General features: G+C 72.3%; 18 protein-coding genes. 16 read left to right on the forward strand and 2 right to left on the reverse strand.

The genetic code is table 11. From position 1 onward, the window contains the following. Positions 1-53: 53 nt before the first annotated feature. Positions 54-1,223, reverse strand: a complete 1,170-nt coding sequence (locus AC6CKD_RS14520; protein WP_498327648.1) for a trypsin-like serine peptidase — start codon at positions 1,221-1,223, stop codon at positions 54-56. A gap of 373 nt (positions 1,224-1,596) precedes the next feature. Between AC6CKD_RS14520 and AC6CKD_RS14525 the strand changes: the two genes are divergently transcribed. The 5 genes from AC6CKD_RS14525 (at position 1,597) to AC6CKD_RS14545 (ending at position 12,044) form a co-directional block, all read left to right on the forward strand. After that, positions 1,597-2,937 carry a diaminobutyrate--2-oxoglutarate transaminase family protein gene (locus AC6CKD_RS14525; RefSeq protein ID WP_498328114.1) on the forward strand — a complete coding sequence of 447 codons (1,341 nt, stop codon included), beginning with the start codon at positions 1,597-1,599 and terminating at the stop codon, positions 2,935-2,937. 2,504 nt (positions 2,938-5,441) lie between these two features. Next, the gene (locus AC6CKD_RS14530; protein ID WP_498327649.1) at positions 5,442-7,295 is read left to right on the forward strand and encodes an IucA/IucC family protein; all 1,854 of its coding nucleotides are present in this window, start codon (positions 5,442-5,444) and stop codon (positions 7,293-7,295) included. Between the two features lie 32 nt (positions 7,296-7,327). Continuing rightward, a complete protein-coding gene (locus AC6CKD_RS14535) occupies positions 7,328-7,999 on the forward strand; it encodes a GNAT family N-acetyltransferase (RefSeq protein WP_498327651.1) in 672 nt (223 codons plus the stop codon). A gap of 123 nt (positions 8,000-8,122) precedes the next feature. Further along, positions 8,123-10,021, forward strand: a complete 1,899-nt coding sequence (locus AC6CKD_RS14540) for an IucA/IucC family protein (protein WP_498327652.1) — start codon at positions 8,123-8,125, stop codon at positions 10,019-10,021. A 52-nt stretch (positions 10,022-10,073) separates the two neighbouring features. Further along, positions 10,074-12,044 carry an ATP-dependent DNA helicase gene (locus AC6CKD_RS14545; protein ID WP_498327654.1) on the forward strand — a complete coding sequence of 657 codons (1,971 nt, stop codon included), beginning with the start codon at positions 10,074-10,076 and terminating at the stop codon, positions 12,042-12,044. 60 nt (positions 12,045-12,104) lie between these two features. Here AC6CKD_RS14545 and lexA read toward each other — a convergent pair whose 3' ends face one another. After that, on the reverse strand, positions 12,105-12,896 hold the full coding sequence (gene lexA / locus AC6CKD_RS14550; RefSeq protein WP_478684783.1) for a transcriptional repressor LexA: 792 nt from the start codon (positions 12,894-12,896) through the stop codon (positions 12,105-12,107). A gap of 477 nt (positions 12,897-13,373) precedes the next feature. Between lexA and nrdR the strand changes: the two genes are divergently transcribed. The 11 genes from nrdR (at position 13,374) to AC6CKD_RS14605 (ending at position 25,017) form a co-directional block, all read left to right on the forward strand. After that, the gene (gene nrdR, locus AC6CKD_RS14555) at positions 13,374-13,886 is read left to right on the forward strand and encodes a transcriptional regulator NrdR (protein ID WP_498327655.1); all 513 of its coding nucleotides are present in this window, start codon (positions 13,374-13,376) and stop codon (positions 13,884-13,886) included. Positions 13,887-14,030: 144 nt separating this feature from the next. Continuing rightward, positions 14,031-16,925 (forward strand): vitamin B12-dependent ribonucleotide reductase, encoded by a 2,895-nt coding sequence (locus tag AC6CKD_RS14560; RefSeq protein ID WP_498327656.1) that lies wholly within the window; start codon positions 14,031-14,033, stop codon positions 16,923-16,925. Positions 16,926-16,991: 66 nt separating this feature from the next. Continuing rightward, positions 16,992-17,264, forward strand: coding sequence for a hypothetical protein (locus AC6CKD_RS14565; RefSeq protein ID WP_498327658.1), 273 nt, complete (start codon positions 16,992-16,994; stop codon positions 17,262-17,264). Between the two features lie 137 nt (positions 17,265-17,401). Continuing rightward, positions 17,402-18,517 (forward strand): hypothetical protein, encoded by a 1,116-nt coding sequence (locus AC6CKD_RS14570; RefSeq protein WP_498327659.1) that lies wholly within the window; start codon positions 17,402-17,404, stop codon positions 18,515-18,517. A gap of 171 nt (positions 18,518-18,688) precedes the next feature. After that, complete coding sequence (locus AC6CKD_RS14575) at positions 18,689-19,030, forward strand: metalloregulator ArsR/SmtB family transcription factor (protein WP_498327660.1); 342 nt, start codon at positions 18,689-18,691, stop codon at positions 19,028-19,030. Next, positions 19,027-19,773, forward strand: coding sequence for a DUF2071 domain-containing protein (locus tag AC6CKD_RS14580; RefSeq protein WP_498327662.1), 747 nt, complete (start codon positions 19,027-19,029; stop codon positions 19,771-19,773). The genes AC6CKD_RS14575 and AC6CKD_RS14580 overlap by 4 nt, the downstream gene beginning before the upstream one ends. 97 nt (positions 19,774-19,870) lie before the next feature. Continuing rightward, complete coding sequence (locus AC6CKD_RS14585; protein ID WP_498327663.1) at positions 19,871-20,695, forward strand: arylamine N-acetyltransferase family protein; 825 nt, start codon at positions 19,871-19,873, stop codon at positions 20,693-20,695. 32 nt (positions 20,696-20,727) lie between these two features. After that, positions 20,728-21,333, forward strand: coding sequence for a YdbC family protein (locus AC6CKD_RS14590; RefSeq protein WP_250748831.1), 606 nt, complete (start codon positions 20,728-20,730; stop codon positions 21,331-21,333). 158 nt (positions 21,334-21,491) lie between these two features. Continuing rightward, on the forward strand, positions 21,492-22,151 hold the full coding sequence (locus tag AC6CKD_RS14595) for a histidine phosphatase family protein (protein ID WP_498327665.1): 660 nt from the start codon (positions 21,492-21,494) through the stop codon (positions 22,149-22,151). Between the two features lie 11 nt (positions 22,152-22,162). Beyond that, the gene (locus AC6CKD_RS14600) at positions 22,163-23,077 is read left to right on the forward strand and encodes an ADP-ribosylglycohydrolase family protein (protein WP_498327666.1); all 915 of its coding nucleotides are present in this window, start codon (positions 22,163-22,165) and stop codon (positions 23,075-23,077) included. A gap of 218 nt (positions 23,078-23,295) precedes the next feature. After that, on the forward strand, positions 23,296-25,017 hold the full coding sequence (locus AC6CKD_RS14605) for a DUF4153 domain-containing protein (protein ID WP_498327668.1): 1,722 nt from the start codon (positions 23,296-23,298) through the stop codon (positions 25,015-25,017). The last annotated feature ends 184 nt before the right edge of the window (positions 25,018-25,201 follow it).

Consider the following 25,201-nt stretch of genomic DNA (forward strand, 5'->3'; position numbering starts at 1 on the left):
AGCAGCGGGGGCCCTCAGTCATGCGTGCGGTGTGCGTGCGCGGAACCGCATCGCTACTTGAACTTGCCGCTCACGGCGTCGAAGACGCCCTTCGCCTCCGGACCCAGCCGGGGTCCGGCCAGCCAGCCCGCCTTGGCGGGGCCGATGGAGGTGTTCGACACCAGCGCGGGCTTGCCGTCGGCACCCGCGGCGACCCAGCCGCCGCCGGAGGAACCGCCGGTCATCGTGCAGCCGATGCGGTACATCGCGGGGTCGGTCGCGTTCAGCGACAGCCGGCCCGGCTTGTCGGCGCACTGGAAGGCCCGCTGACCGTCGAACGGGGCCGCCGCCGGGTAGCCGGTGGCGGTGATCTTCGCGATCTTGGGCGCGGCCTGGGCGTTGAACTCGACCGGGAGGGCCGTACCGACCGTCTCCTCCAGCGACTTGCCGCCCCCCTTCTCCGGGGTCACGTGCAGCACCGCGAAGTCGTACGGGGCGCCGGCCCCGCCGGTCGGCCCGCCGGTCGCGATCCACTGGTCGGAGGTCTGCGCCCAGTCGCTCCACCACACCCCGTACGGGGCCACTTCCTCGCGGGGCGCACCCTTGAGCGCGGCGGCCGACTTGCCCTTGTTGTTGTACGAGGGAACGAAGGCGATGTTGCGGTACCAGCCGCCGGACTTGCCCGCGTGCACGCAGTGGCCGGCCGTCCAGACCATGTTGGACTTGCCGGGGTGGGCCGGGTCCTTGACCACGGTCGCCGAGCAGACCATCGATCCCTCGGGGCCGTCGAAGAAGACCTTGCCGGAGGCGGGGACGCTCTGGTGGTAGGGCGGGGCCACGGCCTTGGCGGCCACCGGAGCCGGGGTCGGGTCGGTGACGCCCTGGTCCTTGCCCGCGTCCGGGTCGACGGCGGGAGGCTGCGGAGTCTTGGCGGCGTCACGCATCCGGTCCGGGTCCCAGAGGTCCTCGATGATCGGGTTGATGTAGTCGCCCGCCTCGCGGAGCCAGTCCTCCTTCTTCCAGTTCTTCCACTCACCTCCCTTCCACTTCTCCAGGTCGATGCCGTGCTCCTTGAGCTTGTCCTTGAGCCCGTCCGGGATCTTCACCCCGTCCAGGCTGGTGGGCAGGCTCGCCGCCACGGTCGGCTTGGCGTCGGTCTCACCGTCGCCGGGCCCGCACGCCGCGGCGGTCAGCGCGAGCGCGGCCGAGCACAGGATCGCGGTGACCGGTCGAATCGGTCGCATGTCGTGAATCCCCCTGGTGGTTCGGGATGGTGCCTGGATTGGCGGGCGCCTGGGTTGCAGCACCCCACTATGCCGCTGCCGTGGGGGACGGCACAGCCCGGGGCACCGGTTCCGCCGGTCCGGACAAGGATCTTGGGCCCACCCGTGATCCGTCGCCGCCACCGTCGTTGGTACGTACGGGGGATGGGGGAGCAGCGTGCATGTTCGAAGCGCACTCCGGAAGAGGAACCGTGCGGGAGGAGCGACACTCGTGCCTTTGACGGCTTGGACGGGCGAGCAGGCCACGGCCGGGGCGCAGGTCTCGGCGCAGGCGGACGGGGCTCCGGATGCCGGGCAGTTCGCGGTGCCGGTGCCGGTGCCGGTTCCCGTGACGGTGCCAGGTCCGGCCGGGGCCGCGGGGCGCGGGACGGTGGTGGGTCCGGGGCCGGCCGCGGGCGAGGGGATCCTGCGGAGGCAGGCGCAACGGGAGTCCGCCGCACGGACGTACGCGCGCTCCCTGCCCATCGTTCCCGTACGCGCACGGGGGTTGACCATCGAGGGGGCGGACGGCCGCCGCTACCTCGACTGCCTCTCCGGCGCCGGGACCCTCGCCCTCGGCCACAACCACCCGGTGGTGCTCGAAGCCATCCGCGGGGTCCTCGACTCGGGGGCTCCGCTGCACGTTCTGGACCTCGCGACCCCGGTCAAGGACGCCTTCACCACCGAACTGTTCGCCAACCTGCCGGCGGAACTGGCGTCGGACGCCCGCATCCAGTTCTGCGGACCGGCCGGGACGGACGCGGTGGAGGCCGCGCTCACCCTCGTCCGCAGCGCGACCGGCCGGTCGGGGCTGCTCGCCTTCACGGGCGCCTACCACGGCATGACGGCCGGGGCGCTGTCCGTCTCCGGCGGGGCCACCGACGTACGGGCGACCCGGCTGCCGTATCCGCAGGACCGTCACTGCCCGTTCGGAATCGGCGGAGCCGAGGGGGCGGAACTCTCGGCCCGTTGGACGCGGAGCCTGCTGGACGACCCCAAGAGCGGGGTGCCGGCCCCCGCCGGGATGATCGTCGAACCCGTCCAGGGAGAGGGCGGGGTCCACCCCGCCCCCGACGCCTGGCTGCGCAGGATGCGGGAGATCACCGCGGAGCGCGGGATCCCGCTGATCGCCGACGAGGTCCAGACGGGGGTCGGACGCACCGGGGCCTTCTGGGGGGTCGACCACGCCGGGGTCGTCCCCGACGTGATGGTGCTGTCCAAGGCGATCGGCGGCAGTCTGCCGCTCGCGGTGATCGTGTACCGGGCGGAGCTCGACCAGTGGGCTCCCGGTGCCCACGCCGGCACCTTCCGCGGCAACCAGCTCGCCATGGCGGCGGGCACCGCGACGCTGGCCTACGTCCGGGAGAACGGCCTCGCGGAGCGTGCACGGATCCTGGGCGCGCGCATGCTCACCGCGCTGCGCGGCCTGATCCCGGCCCACCCGTGCGTGGCGGACGTACGGGGCCGCGGGCTGATGCTCGGCGTCGAACTGGCCGACCCCGACACCGGGGAAGCGGCGTCCGACCTCGCGGCGGCCGTCCGCCAGGCCTGCTTGGACCGCGGTCTGATCGTCGAACTCGGCGGCCGCCACTCCAGCGCCGTCCGCCTCCTCCCCCCGCTCACCCTGACCGACGAACAGGCCGCGGCCGTCCTCGACCGCCTCGCCGACGCCATCTCCGCCGCCACCCGCCGCTAAGGACCCCGATGCCCGACCCCATCCACCCCTCAGCCCCCTTCCCGCCCCCCACGCCGCCGCCTGCCCCTCTGGGCGGCACCGTTCCCGGGCCTCCCGCCCCTTCGCCCGCGGGCACGGCCACCCCCACGCCGCCGCCCGCCCCCCTGGGCGGCACCCTTCCCGGGCCGGCTTCCGCCCCTTCGCCCGCGGGCACCGCCACCCCCACCACCCCGCCGCCCGCCCCTCTGGGCGGCACCCTCTCCGGGCCGGCTTCCGTCCCTTCGCCCGCGGGCACCGCCACCCCCACGCCGCCGCCCGCCCCCCTGGGCGGCACCCTGCCCCCGGCGGCTCCCGCCCAGCCATATGGCGACCCCGTACGACAAGGGCAGACTCCGCCCGCAGCCACGCCACCCCCGCAGCCCACCACCCCGCTACGGCCTCCGCTCGCTGGGGGCGAGTCCGTGCGGCCGGTGCCGGTGCCGATGCCTGTCGATCCACTGCCGTCTCCGGGCCCTTCGCGTGCCCGCGCCCTGCCGTGGCCGGTGTCTGCCGGTGGGCTGGGTTCGCCGCTTTCTCCGGGTGCTTCGGCGGCGCCTTCCTCAGGGTCTGTGGATCCCTCGGGGCTGCCGCTTGTTCCGGCTGCGTCTGCTCCTCCGCCTGCGGTGCCGGCTGATCCGCTGTCCTCGCCGGATCCCGCCCCTGCCCCGTCGCTGTCGCTGTCTGCTGGTGGGCTGGGTTCGCCGCTCCCGCCAGCCGCTTCAGTACGGCCCTCCTCGGTGACTGCCGATCGGCCCTGGTCCCCTGTTCCTGCGGCGCTGCAGGCGAGGTCCATGCCCCCCGCTCCGCCGGTGACATCGGCACTGGCCCCGGGGGTGCGACCCGGTGTACGGGTCGGTGAGGTCCCGATTCCGGACGCTCCTCTCGGCTCCGGTCACGCGCCGCCCTCTACGCCGCTCCCCGTCGGCTCCGCGCCACTGTCGGCCGCGGATGCGGGCGGTCTCCACTCAGCGGCGTCAGACGTTCGCCCCGGCGTCCCGCCCACCGTCGGGGCAGCCCCCGTGGCCGCCCCGGGGTCTGAGGCTGCGGCCGGGCACAGGCCCTCGCTGCCCTTCTCCGCAGGTCTCCCGCAGCCGCCGCGGGCCCCTGACCTCGGGGCCCGGCCCGTTGCGGAGAGCGTTCCGGTGACCTCGTGCGTCAGCCCGGCCGGGCCGACGTCGATCTCGCCTCCGGCCTTGGGTAATGCACCCACCCCGATCTCGCCCGCGGCTTTGGGCACTGCGCCGGCGTCGATCTCGCCTCCGGCCCTGGGCACTGCGCACACGCAGCCGTCGCTCCCGGCCTTGGGCACTGCGCCCACGCCGATCTCGCCTCTGACCTCGGGCGCTGCGCCGACGCCGATCTCGGCTCCGGCCCTCGGCACTGCGCCCATGCCGATCTCGCCTCTGGCCTCCGGCGCTGCGCCCACGCGACCGTCGCCGCCCCCGGCCTTCCGCGCCGAGCCGACACCGCCTTCGGCCCTGCCCTTCCGCGCCGGGCTGACGCCGCCGCCGGACGGCCGTCGCCCCTCGCCGCCGCTGACGGCCTCCGCCGGGCCTCTGCCGCCCCGGCTCGGGAATCCTCTCGGCACCGAGCCCACGGCTCCCGGGTCTGGCCCGGCTCCGGCCGTGCACGGGGACCCGGACGGGCCGCCTCCGGTCAGCGCCGCCCCGGACGTGAGGGCCGCGACTGAGGGGCCGACGCCCTCCATCTCCTCGGACGGCAGGCCGGACCCGTCGCCTTCCGGTGTTACGGCCCGAGCCGAGCCGCCCGCTCCTCCCGCGGCCCGGGGCAGTGAGCCTCCGTCCGGCGCCCCCGCGTGGCCGCCGCCACCCGCGCTAGCGGAACGTTCTCCCCAGCCCTTCCTCGATCCGGCTGTGCCCGGCGGACCGCCCCCCGCCTCCACGGCGCGGCCGCCGCTGCTCGCTGCTGCGGACCGTCCTTCTCGGCCCGCCGGTGACCCGGGTGTGTCCGCCCGGCCTTCGCCCGCCCCCACCGCGTGGCCGCCCCTGGTCGGTGCCGTGGCGCGACCCGGGACACCGGCTCCCGACGCGTCCTTGGGCAGTGCGCCTTCGCCCGCAGCTTCGTGGCCGGCTTCCGGCGCGGCGGCCGACGCCGGTCCGGCAAGCCCGGCAGGGGGTGTGCCGACCGTGGCCTCACCGGATGCCCCCGCCGGGGGGCCCGCGATGGAGCTTCGGGGAGCCGCGCCCGGTGCCGGCCCGGCAGCCGACCCCGCGCCTCCCGGCCCGGGGCGCTCGGACGGGCCGGCCTCTGGGGGACGGGGTGGGACCGTGCCCGACGGGCCTTACCCGGGGGCTCCTTCGGGATCCGGGCCCACCGGCGCGCCCGACCGCGGCCAGGACGCGGTGGCCCCGCGACACGGCGCAGCGGAGCCGGGGGAGCGGGCTCCAGCGTCCGCCTCGGCGTCCGGGGACCGGAGCGCGCCGCCGGGAGACGGCTTCACCGGTCCTGCCGGTGTACTCCCGGGCATGCCGGCCGCAGGCCTGCCCTGGCCGGCGGCCGAGCCGCAGGGGCCCGCCTCGGTGCCACGGCAGAAGGACGGCACGGTCGGACCCCGCGCGGGAGCGGCCGACCCCCTGGACCACCCCGACCCCAGGGTCGCCGCCGAGGCCGCCTCGGTGGAGAACCTGCTGCGCTGCTGGGTCCGCGAGACCGGACTCGAACAGCCCGTCGGTCCCGTTCTGCGCATCCCCCTCCCCGCATCGGGCGCTGCCCTGCTCGTCGCGGTCCGCTACTGGTCCGCGGCCGGCTGGCACCGATTCGGACCGGTCCGCATCGAAGGCGCCCCCGCCGACGCCCCCGCCGTGGACGCCGTCACCCTCGCGGCGCTGATCTCCCGCGAAGGCGACGGCGCCCACAGCCGCGGCGCCCACAGCGACGGCACCCCCGGCAGCTCCGACCTCGTCGGCCGGGTCGCCGACTCGGTGTGCCGGACCGCCGAGTTCATCACCGACCGCCGCCAACGACCGGCCCCACCCGCCCCCGTCGCCGCGGACCGGTTCCTCACCGCCGAACAGTCCCTCCTCCTCGGCCACCCGCTGCACCCGACCCCGAAGAGCCGCGAAGGACTCTCCGAAGCCGAAGTACGCCGCTACTCACCCGAACTGCACGGCTCCTTCCCCCTGCACTGGGTGGCGGTCGCACCCGCCGCCCTCGCCACCGACTCCGCCTGGACCGAACGCGGCCGCCCGGTCTCCGCCGCTCGGCTGCTGGGCCGCCTCGCGCCCGGACTCCCGGTGCCCGACGGCGCCACCCCCCTCCCCCTTCACCCCTGGCAGGCCCGCGACCTGCTCCAGCGCCCCGCGGCCGCCGACCTCCGCGACGCGGGACTCCTGCACGACCTCGGCCCGTACGGGGCCCCCTGGTACCCGACCTCCTCGATCCGCACCGTCCACCAGCCCGGCGCCCCCGCGATGCTCAAGCTCTCCCTGGGCCTGCGCATCACCAACTCCCGCCGCGAGAACCTCCGCAAGGAACTCCACCGGGGCATCGAGGTGCACCGGCTGCTCCGCACCGGACTCGCCGAACGGTGGCAGGCGGACCACCCCGGCTTCGACATCGTCCGCGATCCCGCCTGGGTCGCCGTCGACGCCCCGGACGGCGCAGCCGTCCCCGGACTCGACGTCCTGCTCCGGCACAACCCCTTCCGACCGGGCGACGACGCCCTCTGTGTCGCCGCACTCACCGCACCCCGCCCGTGGCCCGGGCGGAACACCGTGAGCTCCCGGCTGGCCGAGACCGTCTCGCGGCTCGCCACCACCACCGGGCGGACGACCTCCGCCGTCGCCGCCGAGTGGTTCCTGCGGTACCTCGAACACGTCGTCCTGCCGGTCCTCGCCTTCGACGCGCTCGCCGGCATCGCCCTCGAAGCGCACCAGCAGAACACGCTGGTCCTCCTCGACCCGGCCGGCTGGCCGGTCGGCGGCCGCTACCGCGACAACCAGGGCTACTACTTCCGCGCCTCGCGCCGCGCGGAACTGGAGCGCAGGCTCCCCGGAATCGGCGCCACGAGCGACACCTTCGTCTCCGACGCCGTCACCGACGAACGCTTCGCCTACTACCTCGGCATCAATAACGTGCTCGGTCTCATCGGGGCCTTCGGATCCCAGCGGCTCGCCGACGAGCGCATCCTGCTGGCCGCCTTCCGCCGGTTCCTCGGCAAGGCCAAGGGCCTCGGCCCGCTCCCCGAGAGGCTGCTCGACTCGCCCACCCTGCGCTGCAAGGCGAACTTGCTCACCCGCCTCGGAGGCCTGGACGAGCTCGTCGGGCCCGTCGACACCCAGTCCGTCTACGTCACCATCGCCAACCCCCTCCACGATTGACGCGTCAGCACCGAAACGGAGCAGAGCCACCGATGCCCTCCACCGACTTCCACACTGGCGTGCTCCTCACCGATGTGCTGCTCACCGTGGCTCCGCGTCTGAGCCCCGAGTCGCTGCCCCAGCTCGCCGAAGCCGATCTGCTCGACTCCCCGGCGGCCTGGGGCGGCGTCACGACGGGGTCCGGCGTCTTCCGCCTCGAAGCCGTACGACTCGACCGAGACCTGGAGCTGCTCACCGGCTGGATGAACGACCCGGAGGTGGACGCCTATTGGGAACTCGCCGGCCCCGCCTCCCTCACCGCCGCCCACGTGCGGGCGCAGGTGAACGGGAGCAGTCGCAGCGTCCCGTGCCTCGGCCTCCTCGACGGCATGCCGATGAGCTACTGGGAGATCTACCGGGCCGACCTGGACCCGCTCTCCGCGCACTACCCGGCGCGCCCCCACGACACGGGTATCCACGTGCTCATCGGAGACGGTGCGAACCGCGGCCGAGGTCTGGGCACCGCGCTCCTGCGCGCCGTCGCCGACCTGGTGCTCGACAACCGCCCGCGCTGCATGCGCGTCATCGCCGAACCGGACATCCGCAACACCCCCTCCGTATCAGCCTTCCTGAACTCCGGATTCCGCTGCCCCGCCGAGATCGAACTGCCCGGCAAGCGGGCCGCCCTGATGATCCGCGAGCGGGCGCTGCGCAATCTCCTCTGAGAGCCGCCCCGCCGTTCCCGTACCCGCAATTCCCGTACGGTGCGTCACCCTCCGTTACTTCCCGTAACTCTCGCTTCGAAAACTCCGCGTCACGCAGCACAGTTCCCGAGCCCGAGGAGTCCCGTGCCGAATTTCTCCGCAGCCCCCGGCTCCGCAGCCCCCGGCTCCGCAGCCCCCGGCTCCCCCGGCCCGCACTCCTCGGACGCCGTGCCCCCGTCGCCCCAGCACCCGTGCACACCGCCCGAGCTGAACCGTCCCACCTGGGATTTCGCCGCCCGTCGCCTGCTCGCCAAGATGCTCGGCGAGTTCGCGTACGAGGAGATCATCAGCCCGGTCCCCGCCCCGGCCGCCGCCGGTGACGCCTGGACGCTGACCCTCGACGACGGCAGCAGCCTCGGCTTCCGGGCCCGCCGCCGCTCGTACGGCAGCTGGCACGTCACGCCCGACACGATCACCCTCACCCCGCACCCGACCGCCTCCGGCACGCCGACCGCCTTCGGGGACCCGTACGCCTTCCTCATCCGCGCGCGAACCCTCCTCGGCCTCGACGGCGCCACCCTCGGTCACCTGGTCCGCGAGCTCAGTGCCACCCTCGCCGCCGACGCCCGCCTCGACCACACCGCGCTCACCGCGGACGTCCTCGCCGACCTCGGCTACGCGGCCCTCGAAGGCCACCAGACAGGCCACCCCTGGCTCGTCCTCAACAAGGGCCGGATCGGACTTTCCGCCTCCGACACCGCCGCCTGGGCGCCCGAGGCCCGCACCGGCCAGCGCCTGCCCTGGCTCGCCGCCCACACCTCCCTCGCGCACTACCGCGGCACCGCCGGCCTGGAAGACCCGGCCCGCCTCTACTCAGCCGAGCTCGATCCCGCCACCCGCGCCCTCTTCGACCGGACCCTGCGCGACCGCGGCCTCGGCCCGCTCGGCTACCTCTACCTGCCCGTCCACCCCTGGCAGTGGGACGAAATCCTCCTGCCCCTCTTCGCCCCGGCCCTGGCCGACGGCACCCTGGTCCCGCTCCCCGCCGACCCCGACCTCCGCCTTCCCCAGCAGTCGATCCGCACCTTCCTCAACCTCACCCGCCCCGACCGCCACAGCGTCAAGCTGCCGCTCTCCGTCTTCAACACCATGGTCTGGCGCGGCCTGCCCTCGGACCTGACCCTCGCGGCGCCCGCCGTCACCGCCTGGATCCACTCCCTGCGCGACGGTGATCCCTTCCTCCGCGAGGAATGCGGAGTCATCCTGCTCGGCGAGGTCGCCTCCGTCACGGTCCGCCACCCCGTCTACGACGCGCTCCCCGAGGTCCCCTATCAGTACAAGGAGCTCCTCGGCGCGATCTGGCGCGAGCCGCTGACCGGCCACCTCGCCCCCGGCGAGCGGGCCCGTACCCTCTCCTCACTCCTGCACACCGACCCCCGCGGCCGGTCCTTCACCGCCGAGCTCGTCGCCCGCTCGGGCCTGACGCCCACGGTCTGGCTCCAGCGACTCTTCGCCGCGCTGCTGCCCCCGCTGCTCCGCTTCCTCTACCGCTACGGCACCGTCTTCTCCCCACACGGCGAGAACACCGTCGTGATCTTCGACGAGCACGACGTCCCGGTCCGGCTCGCGGTCAAGGACTTCGTGGACGACGTCAACCTCTGCGCCGAACCGCTCCCCGAGCTGGCCGCGATGCCCGACGAGGTCCGGGCGGTCCTGCTCGCCGAGCCCGCGGACTTCCTGCCCCAGTTCATCCACTCCGGGCTCTTCGTCGGCGTCTTCCGCTACCTCTCCGCCCTCTGCGAGGACCGGCTCGGGGTCCCGGAGGACACGTTCTGGTCCCTCGTGCGGGCGGAGATCCTGCGCCACCAGGCCCGCTTCCCGGAGCTCAAGGAGCGCTACGCGCTCTTCGACCTCCTCGGTGAACGCATCGGAAGGCTCTGCCTCAACCGGAACCGCCTCTACGAGGACGGCTACCGCGACCGGCCCGACCGCCCGCACGCCGTGCGGTACGGCACCGTGCCCAACCCCCTCCACCGGTCGTGACCGCTCGCCGGTGCGGCCACTGTCGGTGGAGCCCCGTAGGGTTGGCACTGCTATGACGAAGCCCTCCCTCCCCGACCTGCTGCACGCCGCCGTCTCCGCCGTCGGCGGCACGGAGCGCCCCGGCCAGGTGGCCATGGCCGAAGCCGTCGCCGAAGCGATCGACGACAACTCCCACCGCCTCATCCAGGCCGGCACCGGCACGGGTAAGTCCCTGGGCTACCTCGTGCCGGCGCTCGCGCACGGCGAGCGCGTGGTCGTGGCCACGGCGACGCTGGCCCTGCAGCGCCAGCTCGTCGAGCGCGACCTGCCCCGGACGGTGGAGGCGCTGCATCCGCAGCTCCGCCGACGCCCGCAGTTCGCCATGCTCAAGGGCCGGTCCAACTACCTGTGCCTGCACCGCCTGCACGAGGGCGTCCCGCAGGACGAGGAGGAGGGCCTCTTCGACCAGTTCGAGGCGGCCACCCCGACCAGCAAGCTGGGGCAGGACCTGCTGCGGCTGCGCGACTGGGCGGACGAGACCGAGACGGGCGACCGCGACGACCTCACCCCCGGCGTCTCCGACAAGGCCTGGGCTCAGATCTCCGTCTCCTCCCGCGAATGCCTGGGCGCGACGAAGTGCGCGTACGGCGCGGAGTGCTTCGCGGAGGCCGCCCGCGAGCGGGCCAAGCTCGCGGACGTGGTCGTCACCAACCACGCGCTCCTCGCCATCGACGCGATCGAGGGCGCCCCGGTGCTCCCGCAGCACGAGGTGCTGATCGTCGACGAGGCCCACGAGCTGGTGTCCCGGGTGACCGGGGTCGCCACGGGCGAGCTCACCCCGGGCCAGGTCAACCGAGCCGTGAAGCGTGCGGCGAAGCTGGTCGACGAGAAGACCGCCGACTCCCTGCAGACCGCCTCCGAGACCTTCGAGCGGGTCATGGAGCTGGCCCTCCCCGGCAGGCTGGAGGAGATCCCCGAGGACCTCGGCTACGCGCTGATGGCCCTGCGGGACGCCTCGCGCAACGTGATCTCGGCGATCGGCAACACCCGCGACAAGTCCGTCCACGACGAGGACGCCGTCCGCAAGCAGGCGCTCGCCGCGGTGGAGAGCGTGCACGGGGTGGCGGAGCGGATCACGGCCGGCTCCGAGTACGACGTGGTCTGGTACGAACGCCACGACCGCTTCGGCGCCACGCTCCGGGTGGCTCCGCTCTCGGTGTCCGGCCTGCTGCGCGAGAAGCTGTTCGCGGACCGCTCGGTGGTCCTGACCTCTGCGACCCTGAAGCTCGGCGGCGACTTCAACGGGGTCGCGGCGTCGATGGGCCTGTCCCCGGAGGGCGTCGAGGGCGAGGACGCGCCGCAGTGGAAGGGCCTCGACGTCGGCTCACCCTTCGACTATCCCAAGCAGGGCATCCTCTACGTCGCCAAGCACCTGGCCACCCCGGGCCGCGAGGGCACCCGCGGCGACATGATGGACGAGCTCGCCGAGCTGATCGAGGCGGCGGGAGGCCGCACCCTCGGACTGTTCTCCTCCATGCGCGGGGCGAAGGCCGCCGCCGAGGAACTGCGCGGCCGGCTCGACAACCCGATCCTGCTCCAGGGCGAGGAGACGCTCGGCGAGCTGATCAAGGCCTTCGCCGCCGACCCGAAGACCTGCCTGTTCGGGACGCTGTCGCTGTGGCAGGGCGTGGACGTGCCGGGGCCCAGCTGCCAGCTGGTGGTCATGGACAGGATCCCGTTCCCGCGCCCCGACGACCCGCTGATGAGCGCCCGGCAGAAGTCGGTCGAGGAGCGCGGCGGGAACGGCTTCATGTCCGTCGCGGCGACGCACGCGGCGCTGCTCATGGCCCAGGGCGCGGGCCGGCTCGTACGGGCCACCGGGGACAAGGGCGTCGTAGCGGTCCTGGACCCGCGGCTGGCGACGGCCCGGTACGGGAGCTTCCTGCGGGCCACGCTGCCGGACTTCTGGTACACCACGGACCGCAACCAGGCCCGCCGCTCCCTCGCCGCGATCGACGCCGCGGCGAAGGCAGACGAGAAGTAGACACAAAGCAGCTCCGGGACCGGCGCAGTAGGTCCCGGAGCTGGATGGGGGCGCGGGGCGTCAGACCCGGCGCAGTACCGCGACGACCTTGCCGAGGATGGTGGCCTCGTCACCGGGGATCGGCTGGTAGGCGGCGTTGTGCGGGAGCAGCCAGACATGGCCGTCCTCGCGCTTGAAACGCTTGACCGTGGCCTCGCCGTCCAGCATGGCGGCGACGATGTCGCCGTTCTCCGCGACCGGCTGGCGACGGACCGTGACCCAGTCGCCGTCACAGATGGCGGCCTCGATCATCGAGTCACCGACGACCTTGAGGCAGAACAGCTCTCCGTCGCCGACGAGCTGGCGGGGGAGGGGGAACACGTCCTCCACCGACTCCTCCGCGAGGATCGGGCCGCCGGCCGCGATCCGGCCGACCAGGGGCACGTACGAGGCCGCGGGCTTGCCCGTGGTGTCCGTGGGCTGCGAGCTGGGCTGGTCGGAGCCGCGCACCTCGTACGCCCGGGGGCGGTGGGGGTCGCGGCGCAGGAAGCCCTTGCGCTCCAGGGCCATCAGCTGGTGGGCGACCGAAGAGGTGCTGGACAGGCCGACCGCCTGGCCGATCTCCCGCATCGACGGCGGGTATCCGCGCCGCTGCACCGAGTCGCGGATGACCTCGATGACCCTCCGCTGCCGGTCCGTGAGCCCGGAGCTGTCGGCGCGGATGCCTGGAGGTCGCCCTGGCAGCGAGCGTGCGGGGCGTACGGGCTCCGCCTCCGGGTTCTGACTTGCGTCATTCATGGCATGCACCGGCTCGAGTCGGCTCTGGGAGCGGTTCTGGGCAGTGATGGTGGCACTGTCTGCGGTGGTGGTCACGTCGGCCCCTCTCGAAATGTTCTCCCTAGCTGGACAACGGTAGTGGCTTTCGAAAGGTTGCGCCAAACACACGTTCGAGTGAAAAATCGGAGATCACCCACCGTGGTCACTTCGTGGGGTGTATGCACCGGCGGCGGGCCATCCGGACCGAACGGGGGTTCGGCTGCGGAGCCACTGCTTACGGTACCCTTCCGGGTTGGGTCGCCACCGTCCGGGTCTGCGCCCAGTGTGGCACCGCGGGGCCTGTCATCCGGCCATCGGGCGCGGCGACACGCGGAGCGGTGTAAATCCACCACAACCCAAGATCTAGTGGTTGGATGAGCGCTGCCACCCAGAAGTTGTGGTCCTCGGTCTGCCGGGGTCCCCGACATCGCATATGCTTGTGGCTGCTTCGAGAGCCTCCGACAGAGCTTCGACTCTGCCGTTCAGGGGTCTCGCGAGGTGATTCAGTCGTGCCAAGAGGAGGGTGAGGGAACCATGCACTGCCCCTTCTGCAGGCACCCCGACAGCCGTGTCGTCGACAGTCGCACCACCGACGACGGCACGTCGATCCGCCGGCGCCGCCAGTGCCCCGACTGCTCCCGTCGCTTCACGACGGTGGAGACGGCCTCGCTGATGGTGATCAAGCGCAGCGGGGTGACCGAACCCTTCAGCCGTACCAAGGTCATCTCCGGCGTGCGCAAGGCGTGCCAGGGGCGGCCGGTCACCGAGGACGCCCTCGCCAAGCTCGGCCAGCGGGTCGAGGAGGCGCTGCGCGCCACCGGGAGCGCCGAGCTGACCACCCACGACGTGGGTCTGGCCATACTCGGCCCGTTGCAGGAGCTCGATCTGGTCGCGTACCTCCGGTTCGCGTCCGTTTACAAGGCGTTCGACACACTCGAAGACTTCGAGACCGCCATCGCGGAACTCCGCGTGCCGCGGCCTCACCCCGAAGAGTGCGAGCCCCGTGGGACCGCTCCGGTCCCGGTGCCCGCCTCCGCCGCCGACTGACCGGACGGCCCGTTCCGCGCCGTACGTGCGTCGTGGAACGGCCGGTGGGTCTGGCGAAGAAGACGTAGATACAAGACACACAGCACCGTGCCGCGGAATAGCGCTGGCACTTTAGGGCGTTTTGCCCGCATTGGGAGGAACGGCATGACAGAGACGGCGAGCAGCTCGGCACGAGGTTCCCGCGCCAAGGGCACCAAGACTGCCAAGAGCGGCCTGCGTATCGAGCGCATCCACACCACCCCGGGCGTGCACCCGTACGACGAGGTGACCTGGGCGCGCCGCGACGTCGTCATGACCAACTGGCGCGACGGCTCGGTCAACTTCGAGCAGTACGGCGTCGAGTTCCCCGACTTCTGGTCGGTGAACGCGGTCAACATCGTCACCAGCAAGTACTTCCGCGGTGCGGTCGGCAGCCCGCAGCGCGAGACCGGTCTGAAGCAGCTCATCGACCGGATCGTGAAGACGTACACGAAGGCCGGCGAGGACTTCGACTACTTCACCTCACCCGCCGACGCGGAGATCTTCGAGCACGAGCTGACCTACGCGCTCCTGCACCAGATCTTCAGCTTCAACTCGCCGGTGTGGTTCAACGTCGGCACGCCCCAGCCGCAGCAGGTCTCCGCCTGCTTCATCCTGGCCGTCGACGACTCCATGGAGTCGATCCTCGACTGGTACAAGGAAGAGGGCATGATCTTCAAGGGCGGCTCCGGCGCCGGCCTGAACCTCTCCCGCATCCGCTCCTCCAAGGAGCTCCTCTCCTCCGGCGGCAACGCCTCCGGCCCGGTCTCCTTCATGCGCGGCGCCGATGCGTCCGCCGGAACGATCAAGTCGGGCGGCGCCACCCGCCGCGCGGCCAAGATGGTCGTCCTGGACGTGGACCACCCGGACGTCGAGGACTTCATCGCGACCAAGGTGAAGGAAGAGGAGAAGATCCGCGCCCTGCGCGACGCGGGCTTCGACATGGACCTGGGCGGCGACGACATCACGTCCGTCCAGTACCAGAACGCCAACAACTCCGTCCGCGTGAACGACGAGTTCATGACGGCCGTCGAGAACGGCACCGAGTTCGGCCTGCGCGCCCGCATGACCGGTGAGGTCATCGAGACGGTTGACGCCAAGTCGCTCTTCCGCAAGCTCGCCGAGGCCGCGTGGGCCTGCGCCGACCCGGGCATCCAGTACGACGGTGTGATCAACAACTGGCACACCTGCCCCGAGTCCGGCCGCATCACCGCGTCCAACCCGTGCAGCGAGTACATGCACCTGGACAACACGTCCTGCAACCTCGCCTCGCTGAACCTGATGAAGTTCCTCGACGACGACGGCAAGGGCAACCAGTCCTTCGACGCCGAGCGTTTCTCCAAGGTCGTCGAGCTGGTCATCACCGCGATGGACATCTCCATCTGCTTCGCGGACTTCCCGACGCAGAAGATCGGCGAGAACACCCGCGCCTTCCGCCAGCTGGGCATCGGCTACGCCAACCTCGGCGCCCTGCTCATGGCCACGGGCCACGCGTACGACTCCGACGGCGGCCGCACCCTCGCCGCGTCGATCACCTCGCTGATGACCGGTACCGCGTACAAGCGCTCCGCCGAGCTGGCCGCGATCGTCGGCCCGTACGACGGCTACGCCCGCAACGCCGAGTCGCACAAGCGCGTCATGAAGCAGCACGCCGACGCCAACGCCGTCGCGCCGCGCACCGAGGACCTGGACAGCATCATCTGGGCCGCGGCCACCGAAGCCTGGCAGGACGTGATCCGCCTGGGCGAGAGGAACGGCTTCCGCAACTCGCAGGCCTCCGTCCTCGCGCCGACCGGCACCATCGGTCTCGCGATGTCCTGCGACACCACCGGTGTCGAGCCGGACCTGGCCCTGGTCAAGTTCAAGAAGCTCGTCGGCGGCGGCTCGATGCAGATCGTCAACGGCACCGTTCCGCAGGCCCTGCGCCGCATGGGCTACCAGGAAGAGCAGATCGAGGCGATCGTCGCCCACATCGCCGAGCACGGCGTGGTCGTCGACGCCCCGGGCCTGAAGCAGGAGCACTACTCGGTCTTCGACTGCGCGATGGGCGAGCGTTCCATCTCCGCGATGGGCCACGTGCGGATGATGGCCGCGATCCAGCCCTGGATCTCCGGCGCGATCTCGAAGACGGTCAACATGCCGGAGACGGCGACCGTCGAGGAGATCGAGGAGATCTACTTCGAGGCGTGGAAGCTGGGCGTCAAGGCGCTCGCGATCTACCGCGACAACTGCAAGGTCGGCCAGCCCCTCTCCGCGAAGAAGAAGGAAGAGGAGAAGGAGGAGGTCACCGCCAAGGCGGAGGACACCATCCGGACGGCCGTCGAGAAGGTCATCGAGTACCGCCCGGTCCGCAAGCGCCTCCCGAAGGGCCGCCCGGGGATCACCACCTCCTTCACGGTCGGTGGCGCCGAGGGTTACATGACCGCGAACTCCTACCCGGACGACGGTCTCGGCGAGGTCTTCCTGAAGATGTCCAAGCAGGGCTCGACCCTCGCGGGCATGATGGACGCCTTCTCGATCGCCGTCTCGGTCGGTCTGCAGTACGGCGTCCCGCTGGAGACGTACGTCGCGAAGTTCACGAACATGCGCTTCGAGCCGGCCGGCATGACGGACGACCCGGACGTGCGGATGGCGCAGTCGATCGTCGACTACATCTTCCGCCGCGTGGCGCTCGACTTCCTGCCCTTCGAGACCCGCTCGGCCCTCGGCATCCACTCCGCCGAGGAGCGTCAGCGCCACCTGGACACCGGTTCCTACGAGCCCCTCGACGAGGAGCTCGACACGGAGTCCCTGACCCAGGCGACCCCGCTCGCCGCGGTCCAGGTCGTCCCGGCCCCGAAGCCGGTCGCGGTCGTCCCGGTCCCGGCCCCCAAGACGGCGCACTCCAACGCCGAACTGGTCGAGATGCAGCTCGGCGTCTCCGCCGACGCCCCGCTGTGCTTCTCCTGCGGCACGAAGATGCAGCGCGCCGGCTCCTGCTACATCTGCGAGGGCTGCGGCTCCACCAGCGGCTGCAGCTGAAAATAGGCGGAGTTGCGTCGGATAGAACATTCGGCGCGCTCCGCGAAGTCGCCTGACCTGCGGGTCTTGAAGGGGACCGGCCATCGGCCGGTCCCCTTCGGCGCATCCTGCGGCACGCACCCGATCCTCATGCCTCCAGCCGTTGCGGACCTGGTGCTGCGGCAGGCGGCAGCTCTTCCACGCTCTATCGCTGCAGAGTTGCCCGCCTGCATCCTGGGTGACGTGTTGGGCATGCACATCGTCACCGCAGTCGACTGGGTGAAGTACGTCAAGCGCGACTGGACCGGCTACATCGAAGCCAAAGCTGCCGACAGGCATAACCAACAACAAATGACGTGATAGGCGACGGTCGCTCGGGAGCCTCATGGCGTTCGTTCGACTTGAACCACGAGTTCTCGCCCGAGGACTTGTTGAGGCGATGGCGGCCATGACAAGCTCTGAGCCATGATCAAGAGAATCGAGTCCTCCGTCCGCCGATGAGCGAGACGACCGGGACAGGACTGCCCGGATCACCGACAACGCTGTTCGACCACGCGCTGCGGCTACATCAACTGGTTCCAGATGAGCCGCTTCCGCGCGACGGGTACCCCTTTCCCGACGACGCGTTGCACCGTCGCCGAGGCTCGAAGGCACCCAGAGACCGTTACTCGGCCGGCAAGGATATTGCGCTCATTCTGGACGCGCATTTCGCGAGGGCCTCTGCCCTCCCCGGCGAACTGGCCGACGTCTTCCACGACGTCTACGTCCCGATCCACCACAACGAGCACATCGCCGCCGCGGCTGAGCGGGCGGACACGGATCGCGCTCGCCGAACGGGCCGATGGCTGGTCCGCTACGGCACCGATCGTTGCTCAGTCACCGTAGGGCTCGCCCTGCTCGCCGTAGTGGGAACAGTCGATGACACCCCACTGATTCAGACGATCGGGCTGCTCTCCGACCGCTTCGGGCCGCTGGCGGCGCACGCCTTCGAGCGGCAGACAGGAGGAGTCGAAGGCCTGCTCTGGCTCGCCGAGCGAGTCACAGGCTGGGGACGCGTCTATGTCGTTGAAGCACTCTGCAGACTCGACGATCCAGCTGCCCGGCCGTGGCTGCTTCGCAGGTCCTGTGACGGCGACTTCCTCAACGGATACTTCGCCGGCAAGGTCGCCACAGTCGCCAGACTCCATGAGGTGCTTGCAGACCTCGACGCTGACAGTGAGATGGTCGACCACATCGGTCGGCTACTCCATCTCATGAGCGACTGCGGGGGGATGGGGCTCACCCTCGCTCACTACCCCCATTCGAGCGTCGTCCTGGAAGCTCATGCTCGCCATGTGGGTTCGCTCAGCCCGACCGTCGAACGGTACTTCACGATCGCGGTGCTCACCCAGCACCTGACTACGGAGCCTCCCGAGGCTGCGGGATGCACTGCGGCGCAGCAGGAAGAGCTCCGGTCGACGTACCTCGAGGTCCTCGACCGAGAGGAGTGGACCCACACCGCACGCGCCGGCTTCGCGGCGGATGACAACCGGATGCGGTGGCTCGCCGACCACAGGGCGCCACAGTTGAGGCTGCGTGCGTTCCCCGATCGAGAGCCGGATGCCGAGGAATAGCGCACGCCAGGAATAGGTGGTCTCCGCCAGTACGCCGACGGCTGACCAGCGGCTCACGAAGGGGACCGGCCGGCGGCCGGTCCCCTTCGTCGTGCCCGCGGCCCTGGTGCCGTGCGGGTCGTACCGGGGGTTTCGTATTTAGCTAATTAGCTCATGTGCTAAAAAGGTCGCATGGCTGAGAACACCGAGACCGGCGACGAGGCCGGCGTCTTCCGGGCGCTCGCCGACCCCACGCGGCGCCAGATCCTGGAGGATCTGCGCGGCGGGGAGCTGGCGGCCGGGGAGATCTCCGGCCGGTTCACCATCAGCGCCCCGTCCGTGTCGCGGCACCTGGGAGTGCTGAAGTCCGCGGGGCTGGTGCGGGAGCGGCGCGACGGCAACCGCATCCTCTACACGCTCGTCGAGGAGCGGCTGGCCTCCTCCGTCGGGCGGTTCCTCAGCATGGTGTGCCCGGAGCAGATCGTGCTGCGGCACCAGCGGCGCAAGGACGGGTCGGGGGAGAGTGCGGAATGATCAGTCTGAAGCTCGCGAGCGTCCTCGAGCGGCGGCTGCTCGTGAACTACCGGGTCGAGCCCGAGGTGGCGGCGGGACTGCTGCCGGCCGGAATGAGGCCGCAGCTCGTCGGCGGCTGGGCCGTTGCCGGGATCTGCCTGCTGCGGCTCGGGGACACCCGGCCGAGGTGGGCGCCGGCCGGTACCGGAGTGCGCAGCGAGAACGCCGCGCACCGGATCTCCGTCGAATGGGACGGACCGGACGGGGTGGAAGCGGGCGTCTGGATCCCGCGCCGCGACAGCGGTTCCCGGCTCAACGTCCTGGCGGGCGGCCGGCTGTTTCCCGGGGCGCACGGGTCGGCCGTCTTCGACGTACGGGAGACCCCGCAGCAGATCGGGGTCGCGTACGAGACCAAGGACGCCTCCACCCGGGTCGGCGTCGTGGCCCGGGTCGCGGACGAACTGCGCGGCAGCCGACTGTTCGGCGATCTGGCCGAGGCCTCCGAGTTCTTCCGGCGGGGTGCCCGCGGGTACTCGCCGTCGCCCACCGCGGGCCGGTTCGACGGCATGCGACTGCACACGGACGCGTGGCGGGTGGAGGCCACCGAGGTCAACCGCGCCGAGTCCTCCTTCTTCGAGGACCTCGAGCGCTTCCCGGCCGGCACGGTGCACTTCGACTGCGCCCTGCTGATGCGCGACGTGCCCGTGGAGTGGCACCCGCTGGACTCCGCCGCCCCTGCGGGGTGCGCCGCGGCGGCCGCGTGACGGCGGGTTGGCGCCCGGCGCCGGAGAGCTGATCATGGTGCGGGGGTGGCCGTGACCGGGCCCCCCGTACGTGTCGGCGCGGTGTGGGGGAGCAGTCATGTGGAGCGGTGACGAGCTGGATCTGGACGCCTATCTGGCGAGGATCGGCTGGGAGGGCGGGGAACTCCGGGCGGACCTCGCGACGTTGAGGTCGGTACACCGGGCCCACGCCGGTGCGATCACCTTCGAGAGTCTGGACGTGCTGTTCGGCCGGGGCGTCGGGCTGGACGTCAAGACCGTCGAGGACAAGCTCGTGCGCGAGCGCCGGGGCGGCTACTGCTACGAGCAGAACACCCTGCTGGCCGCCGCCCTGGAGCGGATCGGCTTCGAGGTCTCCGGACGCGGCGCCCGCAACCGCACCCGGGGGGAGACCCTGACCCCGGTGACGCACGCCGTGCTCGTCGTCACCGTCGAGGGGGAACCGTGGCTCTGCGACGCCGGGTTCGGCTGGCAGGGACCGCGCGAGCCCGTGCCGCTGGCGCGCCCCGGCGCCGAAGTGCGGCAGGGGGAGTGGGTGTTCCGCGTCCGGGAGGAAGCGGACGGAGTCCTCGTGCTGTGCGTGCCGCGCGAGGGCGTCTGGCGGGACCTGTACGCCTTCACCCCGCAGCCCTACCACCCCGTCGACTACGTGGTGCTGAACCACTACAGCTCCTCGCACCCCCGCTCCGCTTTCGTCGACCGGGTCGTCGTCCAGCGGCAGGGCGACTTCGAGCGCCTGGCCCTCGTAGGGCGGGAGCTCTCCCGGTTGCGCCCCGACGGGCGGATCGAGCGGCGGGAGGTGCCGGTCGGGGAGCTGCTCGCCCTGCTCGGACGGGAGTTCGGGCTTCGGCTGTCCGAGCGGGACGCGGCCGAACTCCTTCGGATGTACCGCGCCGAGGACTGACCCGGGCCCCGCCGGGACCGTACGATGGCGCAGTGCTGGTCAAGTGGATTCGCTGCACGGTGACGGACCGACGCGGGTTCGAGCGCGGGCAGCGCAAGTGGGCGGGGCTGCCCGGAGAACCGGGATTCCGGGGGCAGGGCGGCGGCTGGAGCCGGGGCCGGCAGGGGGTGGCGCACGTCTTCACCTTCTGGGAGAGCCGTTCCTTCTACGACTCCTTCATGGCCCGCTCGCACGACCGGCTGGCCGCCTCGCAGAACGGCACCTACACCGACGCGCGGGTCACGCTCTTCGACCACCGCTTCGACGTGAAGACCGGCTTCGAGCCCCGTTTCACCGACGCCGACGTCGTCCGGGTCGCCCACACCCGGGTGCGGGAGGGCCGCGTGGACCATTTCGCCCTCATGCAGGAGAAGGTCTGGAACCCGGCCATGGCGGGCTCGCCCGGCATGGTCCGGGGCCTCTTCGGCGAGGCTCCGGGGCGTGAGTTCCTGGTGCTGTCGATGTGGCACGCGGCGGCCGAGCACGGCAAGTACCGGCAGGAGCGCGTCGAGCGGCTGTCGCTGCGGGCGCAGATCCAGGCCGACGTGGAGGCCCTGACCGGGGACGTCGTCGATCTCGAACCGTCCTGGACGGTGTGACGGCAGCGCGCGGCGCCGGTGCGCGTGCGGTGCCGCGGTGCGAGCGGCGCGCCGCGCTGACGGACGAGCCTGCTGACGAGATGACTGTATGGCCGCGGCCGGGCCCGAACGGCGTGCCCCGGTCGGTGGGCCCGGCGGTGGCCGAATAGGGTCGTGGGATGGTTCGACCACGGCGCATCGTCCTTGTCCGGCACGGGGAATCGGAGGGCAATGCCGACGACACTGTGTACGAGCGGGAGCCCGACCACGCCCTCCGGCTGACCCGCGCCGGGCGCGAGCAGGCCGCGGACGCCGGCGGACGCCTGCGCGAGCTCTTCGGCGACGAGCACGTGAGCGCGTACGTCTCCCCCTACCGCCGGACCCTGCAGACCTTCCGCGAGCTGCGCCTGGACCCGACGCGCGTGCGGATGCGCGAGGAGCCGAGGCTGCGCGAGCAGGACTGGGGGAACTGGCAGGAGCGCGAGGACGTCCGGCTGCAGAAGGCGTACCGGGACGCGTACGGGCACTTCTTCTACCGCTTCGCGCAGGGGGAGTCGGGCGCGGACGTGTACGACCGGGTCGGGGCCTTCCTGGAGAGCCTCTACCGCAGCTTCGAGGCCGAAGACCATCCGGAGAACGTGCTGCTCGTGACGCACGGCCTGACGATGAGGCTGTTCTGCATGCGGTGGTTCCACTGGTCCGTGGCCGAGTTCGAGTGCCTCTCCAACCCGGGGAACGGCGAATACCGGGTGCTGCTGCTGGGTTCCGACGGCCGGTACCGGATGGACCGCCCGTTTGAGCGCTGGACCACACCCGAGCCTTATGACCTGGACGGCTAGAGTGACGCGCGATGACCGCTGACTCCTCTCCCGAAGGGCGCTACGCACGCGCCATGGCCAGCCTCCGCGGGCTGGCCCTGGGCGACGCACTGGGTTCCCAGTACTTCGTCCCCGTGAACTACCCGCTGCTCAAGCGGCGCGAGCTGCCCGCCGGCAGCGATCCGTGGCAGTGGACCGACGACACCGAGATGGCCTGCTCGGTGGTGGCCGTGCTCGCCGGGCACGGCCGGGTGGACCAGGACGCGCTGGCCGACTCCTTCGCCCACCACCACGACTTCGACCGCGGCTACGGGCCCGCCGTGAACCGGATGCTGCGCCTGGTCCGCGAGGGCGCGGACTGGCGCACGCTCGCCGCGGAACTGTTCAACGGGCAGGGCTCCTGGGGCAACGGCGCGGCCATGCGGGTCGCCCCGCTGGGCGCCTGGTACGCCGACGACCCGGAGCAGGCCACCCACCAGGCGGAGATCTCCGCCTACACCACCCACCAGCACCGCGAAGCGGTGTGCGGCGCGATGGCCGTGGCCGCCGCGGCCGCGCTGGCGGCCGATCCGGCCGGGCCGCCGAAGGCCGCCGACCTGCTGGACGGGGTCATCGCGCTCGTCCCGCGGAGCGCGGTGGGCGCCGGGTTGCGGCGGGCGCGCGACATGCTCGACTACGGGGACGCGACCACCGTCGCCGCCGTACTGGGCTGCGGGCGGCGCACCAGCGCCCACGACACCGTGCCGTTCGCCCTGTGGTCGGCGGCGCGGTGCCTGGACGACTACGAGCGGGCCTTCTGGACCACCGCCCAGGTGGGCGGAGACGTGGACACCACCTGCGCGATCGTCGGCGGGGTGCTGGGCGCGCGCGGGGACGCGGTGCTGCCGCGGTCCTGGCTGGCCCGGACCGAGGCGCTGCCGGCTTGGCTGCCGGAGTCTGCGGGGTAGCGGAGTAGTCGGGCGGTCGGGGTCGCTGGACGGCGGGCGCGGCGGAGCGGCGGCGGTCCGTGCCGGTTCGTACCCCTCCGTTCGTACTCCTCCGTTTGTCACGGTCCTGCCACAGGCATCTTTTGAGCCTGTTCAAAACTGCATACGAGCGGCCTACTCTGTCGGCTTCGCCACCCCCGCCCGAGGGCCGGGGGCGGCCGACAGGGGAGGGGAACCCGATGTCACCAGAGAACGCCGGTGCGGAGAACGCCCGGGCGGAGCACACCTCGGCGGCAGACGCCGTGGGGGCGGGGGCCGACGTGGCCGACGCGGGGGCCGCTCCGTCCGCGCCCGGGCCTCCCTTGCCCGCCGCACCCGCGCCACCCGCGCCGCCCGGCTGGGATCCCAAGGCCTGGCAGGCCCACCAGCTGCGCAAGGAGCGCGCCGCCTCCGGTGCCTGGTCGATGGCCCCGCTCGCCTGGGCCGAGGCCGCCCGGCCCGCCCCCGTCGGACCGGTACCGGCCGTCGTGCTGGGCGCCGCCCTCGCCTCGGGCATCGCCGTCGCCCTGGTCCTCGGCGAGGGACTGGGGCCGGGCCTGCTCCTCGCGGTGGTCCCGGCGCTCGTCGCCGCGTACGCGGCCGCCCGCGCCGCCGGCCGCACGCTGCGCCCGTGGACCGCGCTCTGGGCTCTCGGCTGTCTCGCCCTGCTCGCCGTGCCCGCCCTGCGCGCCTCCGGCTGGCCGGCGGTGACGGCCCTGGTCGCCGCCCTCCTGACGGGCGCCCTGGCCCTGCACGGCAGCCGCAGCTGGCCCGGCATCCTGCTCGGCCCGATCGGCCTCCTCGACTCCACCGTCCTCGGGGTGCGCTGGGTCTGGACCGGCCTGCGCTCGCGCGGCGAGGGGCGCAGGGAGCGCTGGCTGCCGGTGGCGAAGGCCGTCGTGGTGGCGGTGGTCCTGCTGGCGCTCTTCGGCACCCTGTTCGCCTCCGCCGACGCCGCGTTCGCGGACCTGCTGAGCGGGCTGACCCCCGACATCAGCGGTATGGGCGGCCCGGTTCGGTTCCTGCTCTTCGCGCTCGGGCTCCTCGTCGCGATCGCCGTCGCCCGCACGGCCGCCGCCCCCTCCCGCTGGGACCGCATCGCGGTGCGCCCGGGCAAGGCGCGCTCCCGGGTGGAGTGGGCCCTGCCGCTCATCGTGCTGAACCTGCTCTTCGCCGCCTTCAACACCGTCCAGCTCGCCGTCCTGTTCGGCGGCTACCGCAAGGTCCTGGAAGCCACCGGCCTGACCTACGCCGCGTACGCGCGCCAGGGCTTCTGGCAGCTCCTCTGGGCCACCCTCCTCACCCTCGCCGTCATCGCGCTGGCCCTGCGCTGGGCCCCGCGCGACGGAGCCGGCGACCGGCGGCTGGTGCGCGGCGTGCTCGGCACCCTCTGCGTGCTGACCCTCGTGGTCGTCGCCTCGGCGCTCCGCCGCATGGACCTGTACGTGGACGCGTACGGGCTGACCAGGTTGCGCCTGTCGGTCGCCGGAGTGGAGCTGTGGCTCGGGCTGGTGATCGTACTGATCATGGCCGGCGTCCTGTTCGGCGCGCGCTGGCTCCCCCGCGCGGTCGTGGGGAGCGCCGTGGCGGCCGTACTGGCCTTCGGGCTGGTGTCCCCGGACGGGGTCGTCGCGGAGGGCAACGTCACGCGGTACGAGCAGGACGGCAAGATCGACCTGGCCTACTTCCAGTCCCTGTCGGCGGACGCGGTACCCGCCCTGGACCGGCTGCCCGAGCCCCAGCGATCCTGCGCCCTGCGCGGGATCGCCAGGGAGCTGGCGGCGGCGGGCCGGACGCCGCCCTGGTACGCGACGAGCCTGGGGGAGCGCCGGGCCCGGGAGATCCTGACCGAGCGCGGGGTGAGCGCCTCGTACGAGGAGTGCAGGAGCCTGGGCACCTTCGGGAGCCGGGTCGAGTACTAGGGCCGTGCTGACCTCGGGTCGGCGCGCGAGGACCTGTGGGCGCTGTGCGTCCGGATGCGGGACGCGGCGCGGTGGCGGGCCGGGCAGGCGCTGAGGGTGATGCTTCACGAGTGCGATCACACCCATTGTGGAGCGGTTCCGCGACCTGGTCCGGGCCGGGCTGTACGAGCCGGCGCACGCGCTC

It is taken from the genome of Streptomyces sp. GQ60 (assembly GCF_059758875.1).

Coding starts and splice junctions, on each gene's coding strand:
- AC6CKD_RS14535 (WP_498327651.1), top strand. CDS start 7,328: ATGCCCTCCACCGACTTCCACACTGGCGTGCTCCTCACCGATGTGCTG.
- AC6CKD_RS14600 (WP_498327666.1), top strand. CDS start 22,163: ATGACCGCTGACTCCTCTCCCGAAGGGCGCTACGCACGCGCCATGGCC.
- AC6CKD_RS14595 (WP_498327665.1), top strand. CDS start 21,492: ATGGTTCGACCACGGCGCATCGTCCTTGTCCGGCACGGGGAATCGGAG.
- AC6CKD_RS14560 (WP_498327656.1), top strand. CDS start 14,031: ATGACAGAGACGGCGAGCAGCTCGGCACGAGGTTCCCGCGCCAAGGGC.
- AC6CKD_RS14520 (WP_498327648.1), bottom strand. CDS start 1,223: ATGCGACCGATTCGACCGGTCACCGCGATCCTGTGCTCGGCCGCGCTC.
- AC6CKD_RS14530 (WP_498327649.1), top strand. CDS start 5,442: ATGCCGGCCGCAGGCCTGCCCTGGCCGGCGGCCGAGCCGCAGGGGCCC.
- nrdR (WP_498327655.1), top strand. CDS start 13,374: ATGCACTGCCCCTTCTGCAGGCACCCCGACAGCCGTGTCGTCGACAGT.
- AC6CKD_RS14585 (WP_498327663.1), top strand. CDS start 19,871: ATGTGGAGCGGTGACGAGCTGGATCTGGACGCCTATCTGGCGAGGATC.
- AC6CKD_RS14580 (WP_498327662.1), top strand. CDS start 19,027: ATGATCAGTCTGAAGCTCGCGAGCGTCCTCGAGCGGCGGCTGCTCGTG.
- AC6CKD_RS14570 (WP_498327659.1), top strand. CDS start 17,402: ATGAGCGAGACGACCGGGACAGGACTGCCCGGATCACCGACAACGCTG.
- AC6CKD_RS14605 (WP_498327668.1), top strand. CDS start 23,296: ATGTCACCAGAGAACGCCGGTGCGGAGAACGCCCGGGCGGAGCACACC.
- AC6CKD_RS14545 (WP_498327654.1), top strand. CDS start 10,074: ATGACGAAGCCCTCCCTCCCCGACCTGCTGCACGCCGCCGTCTCCGCC.
- AC6CKD_RS14575 (WP_498327660.1), top strand. CDS start 18,689: ATGGCTGAGAACACCGAGACCGGCGACGAGGCCGGCGTCTTCCGGGCG.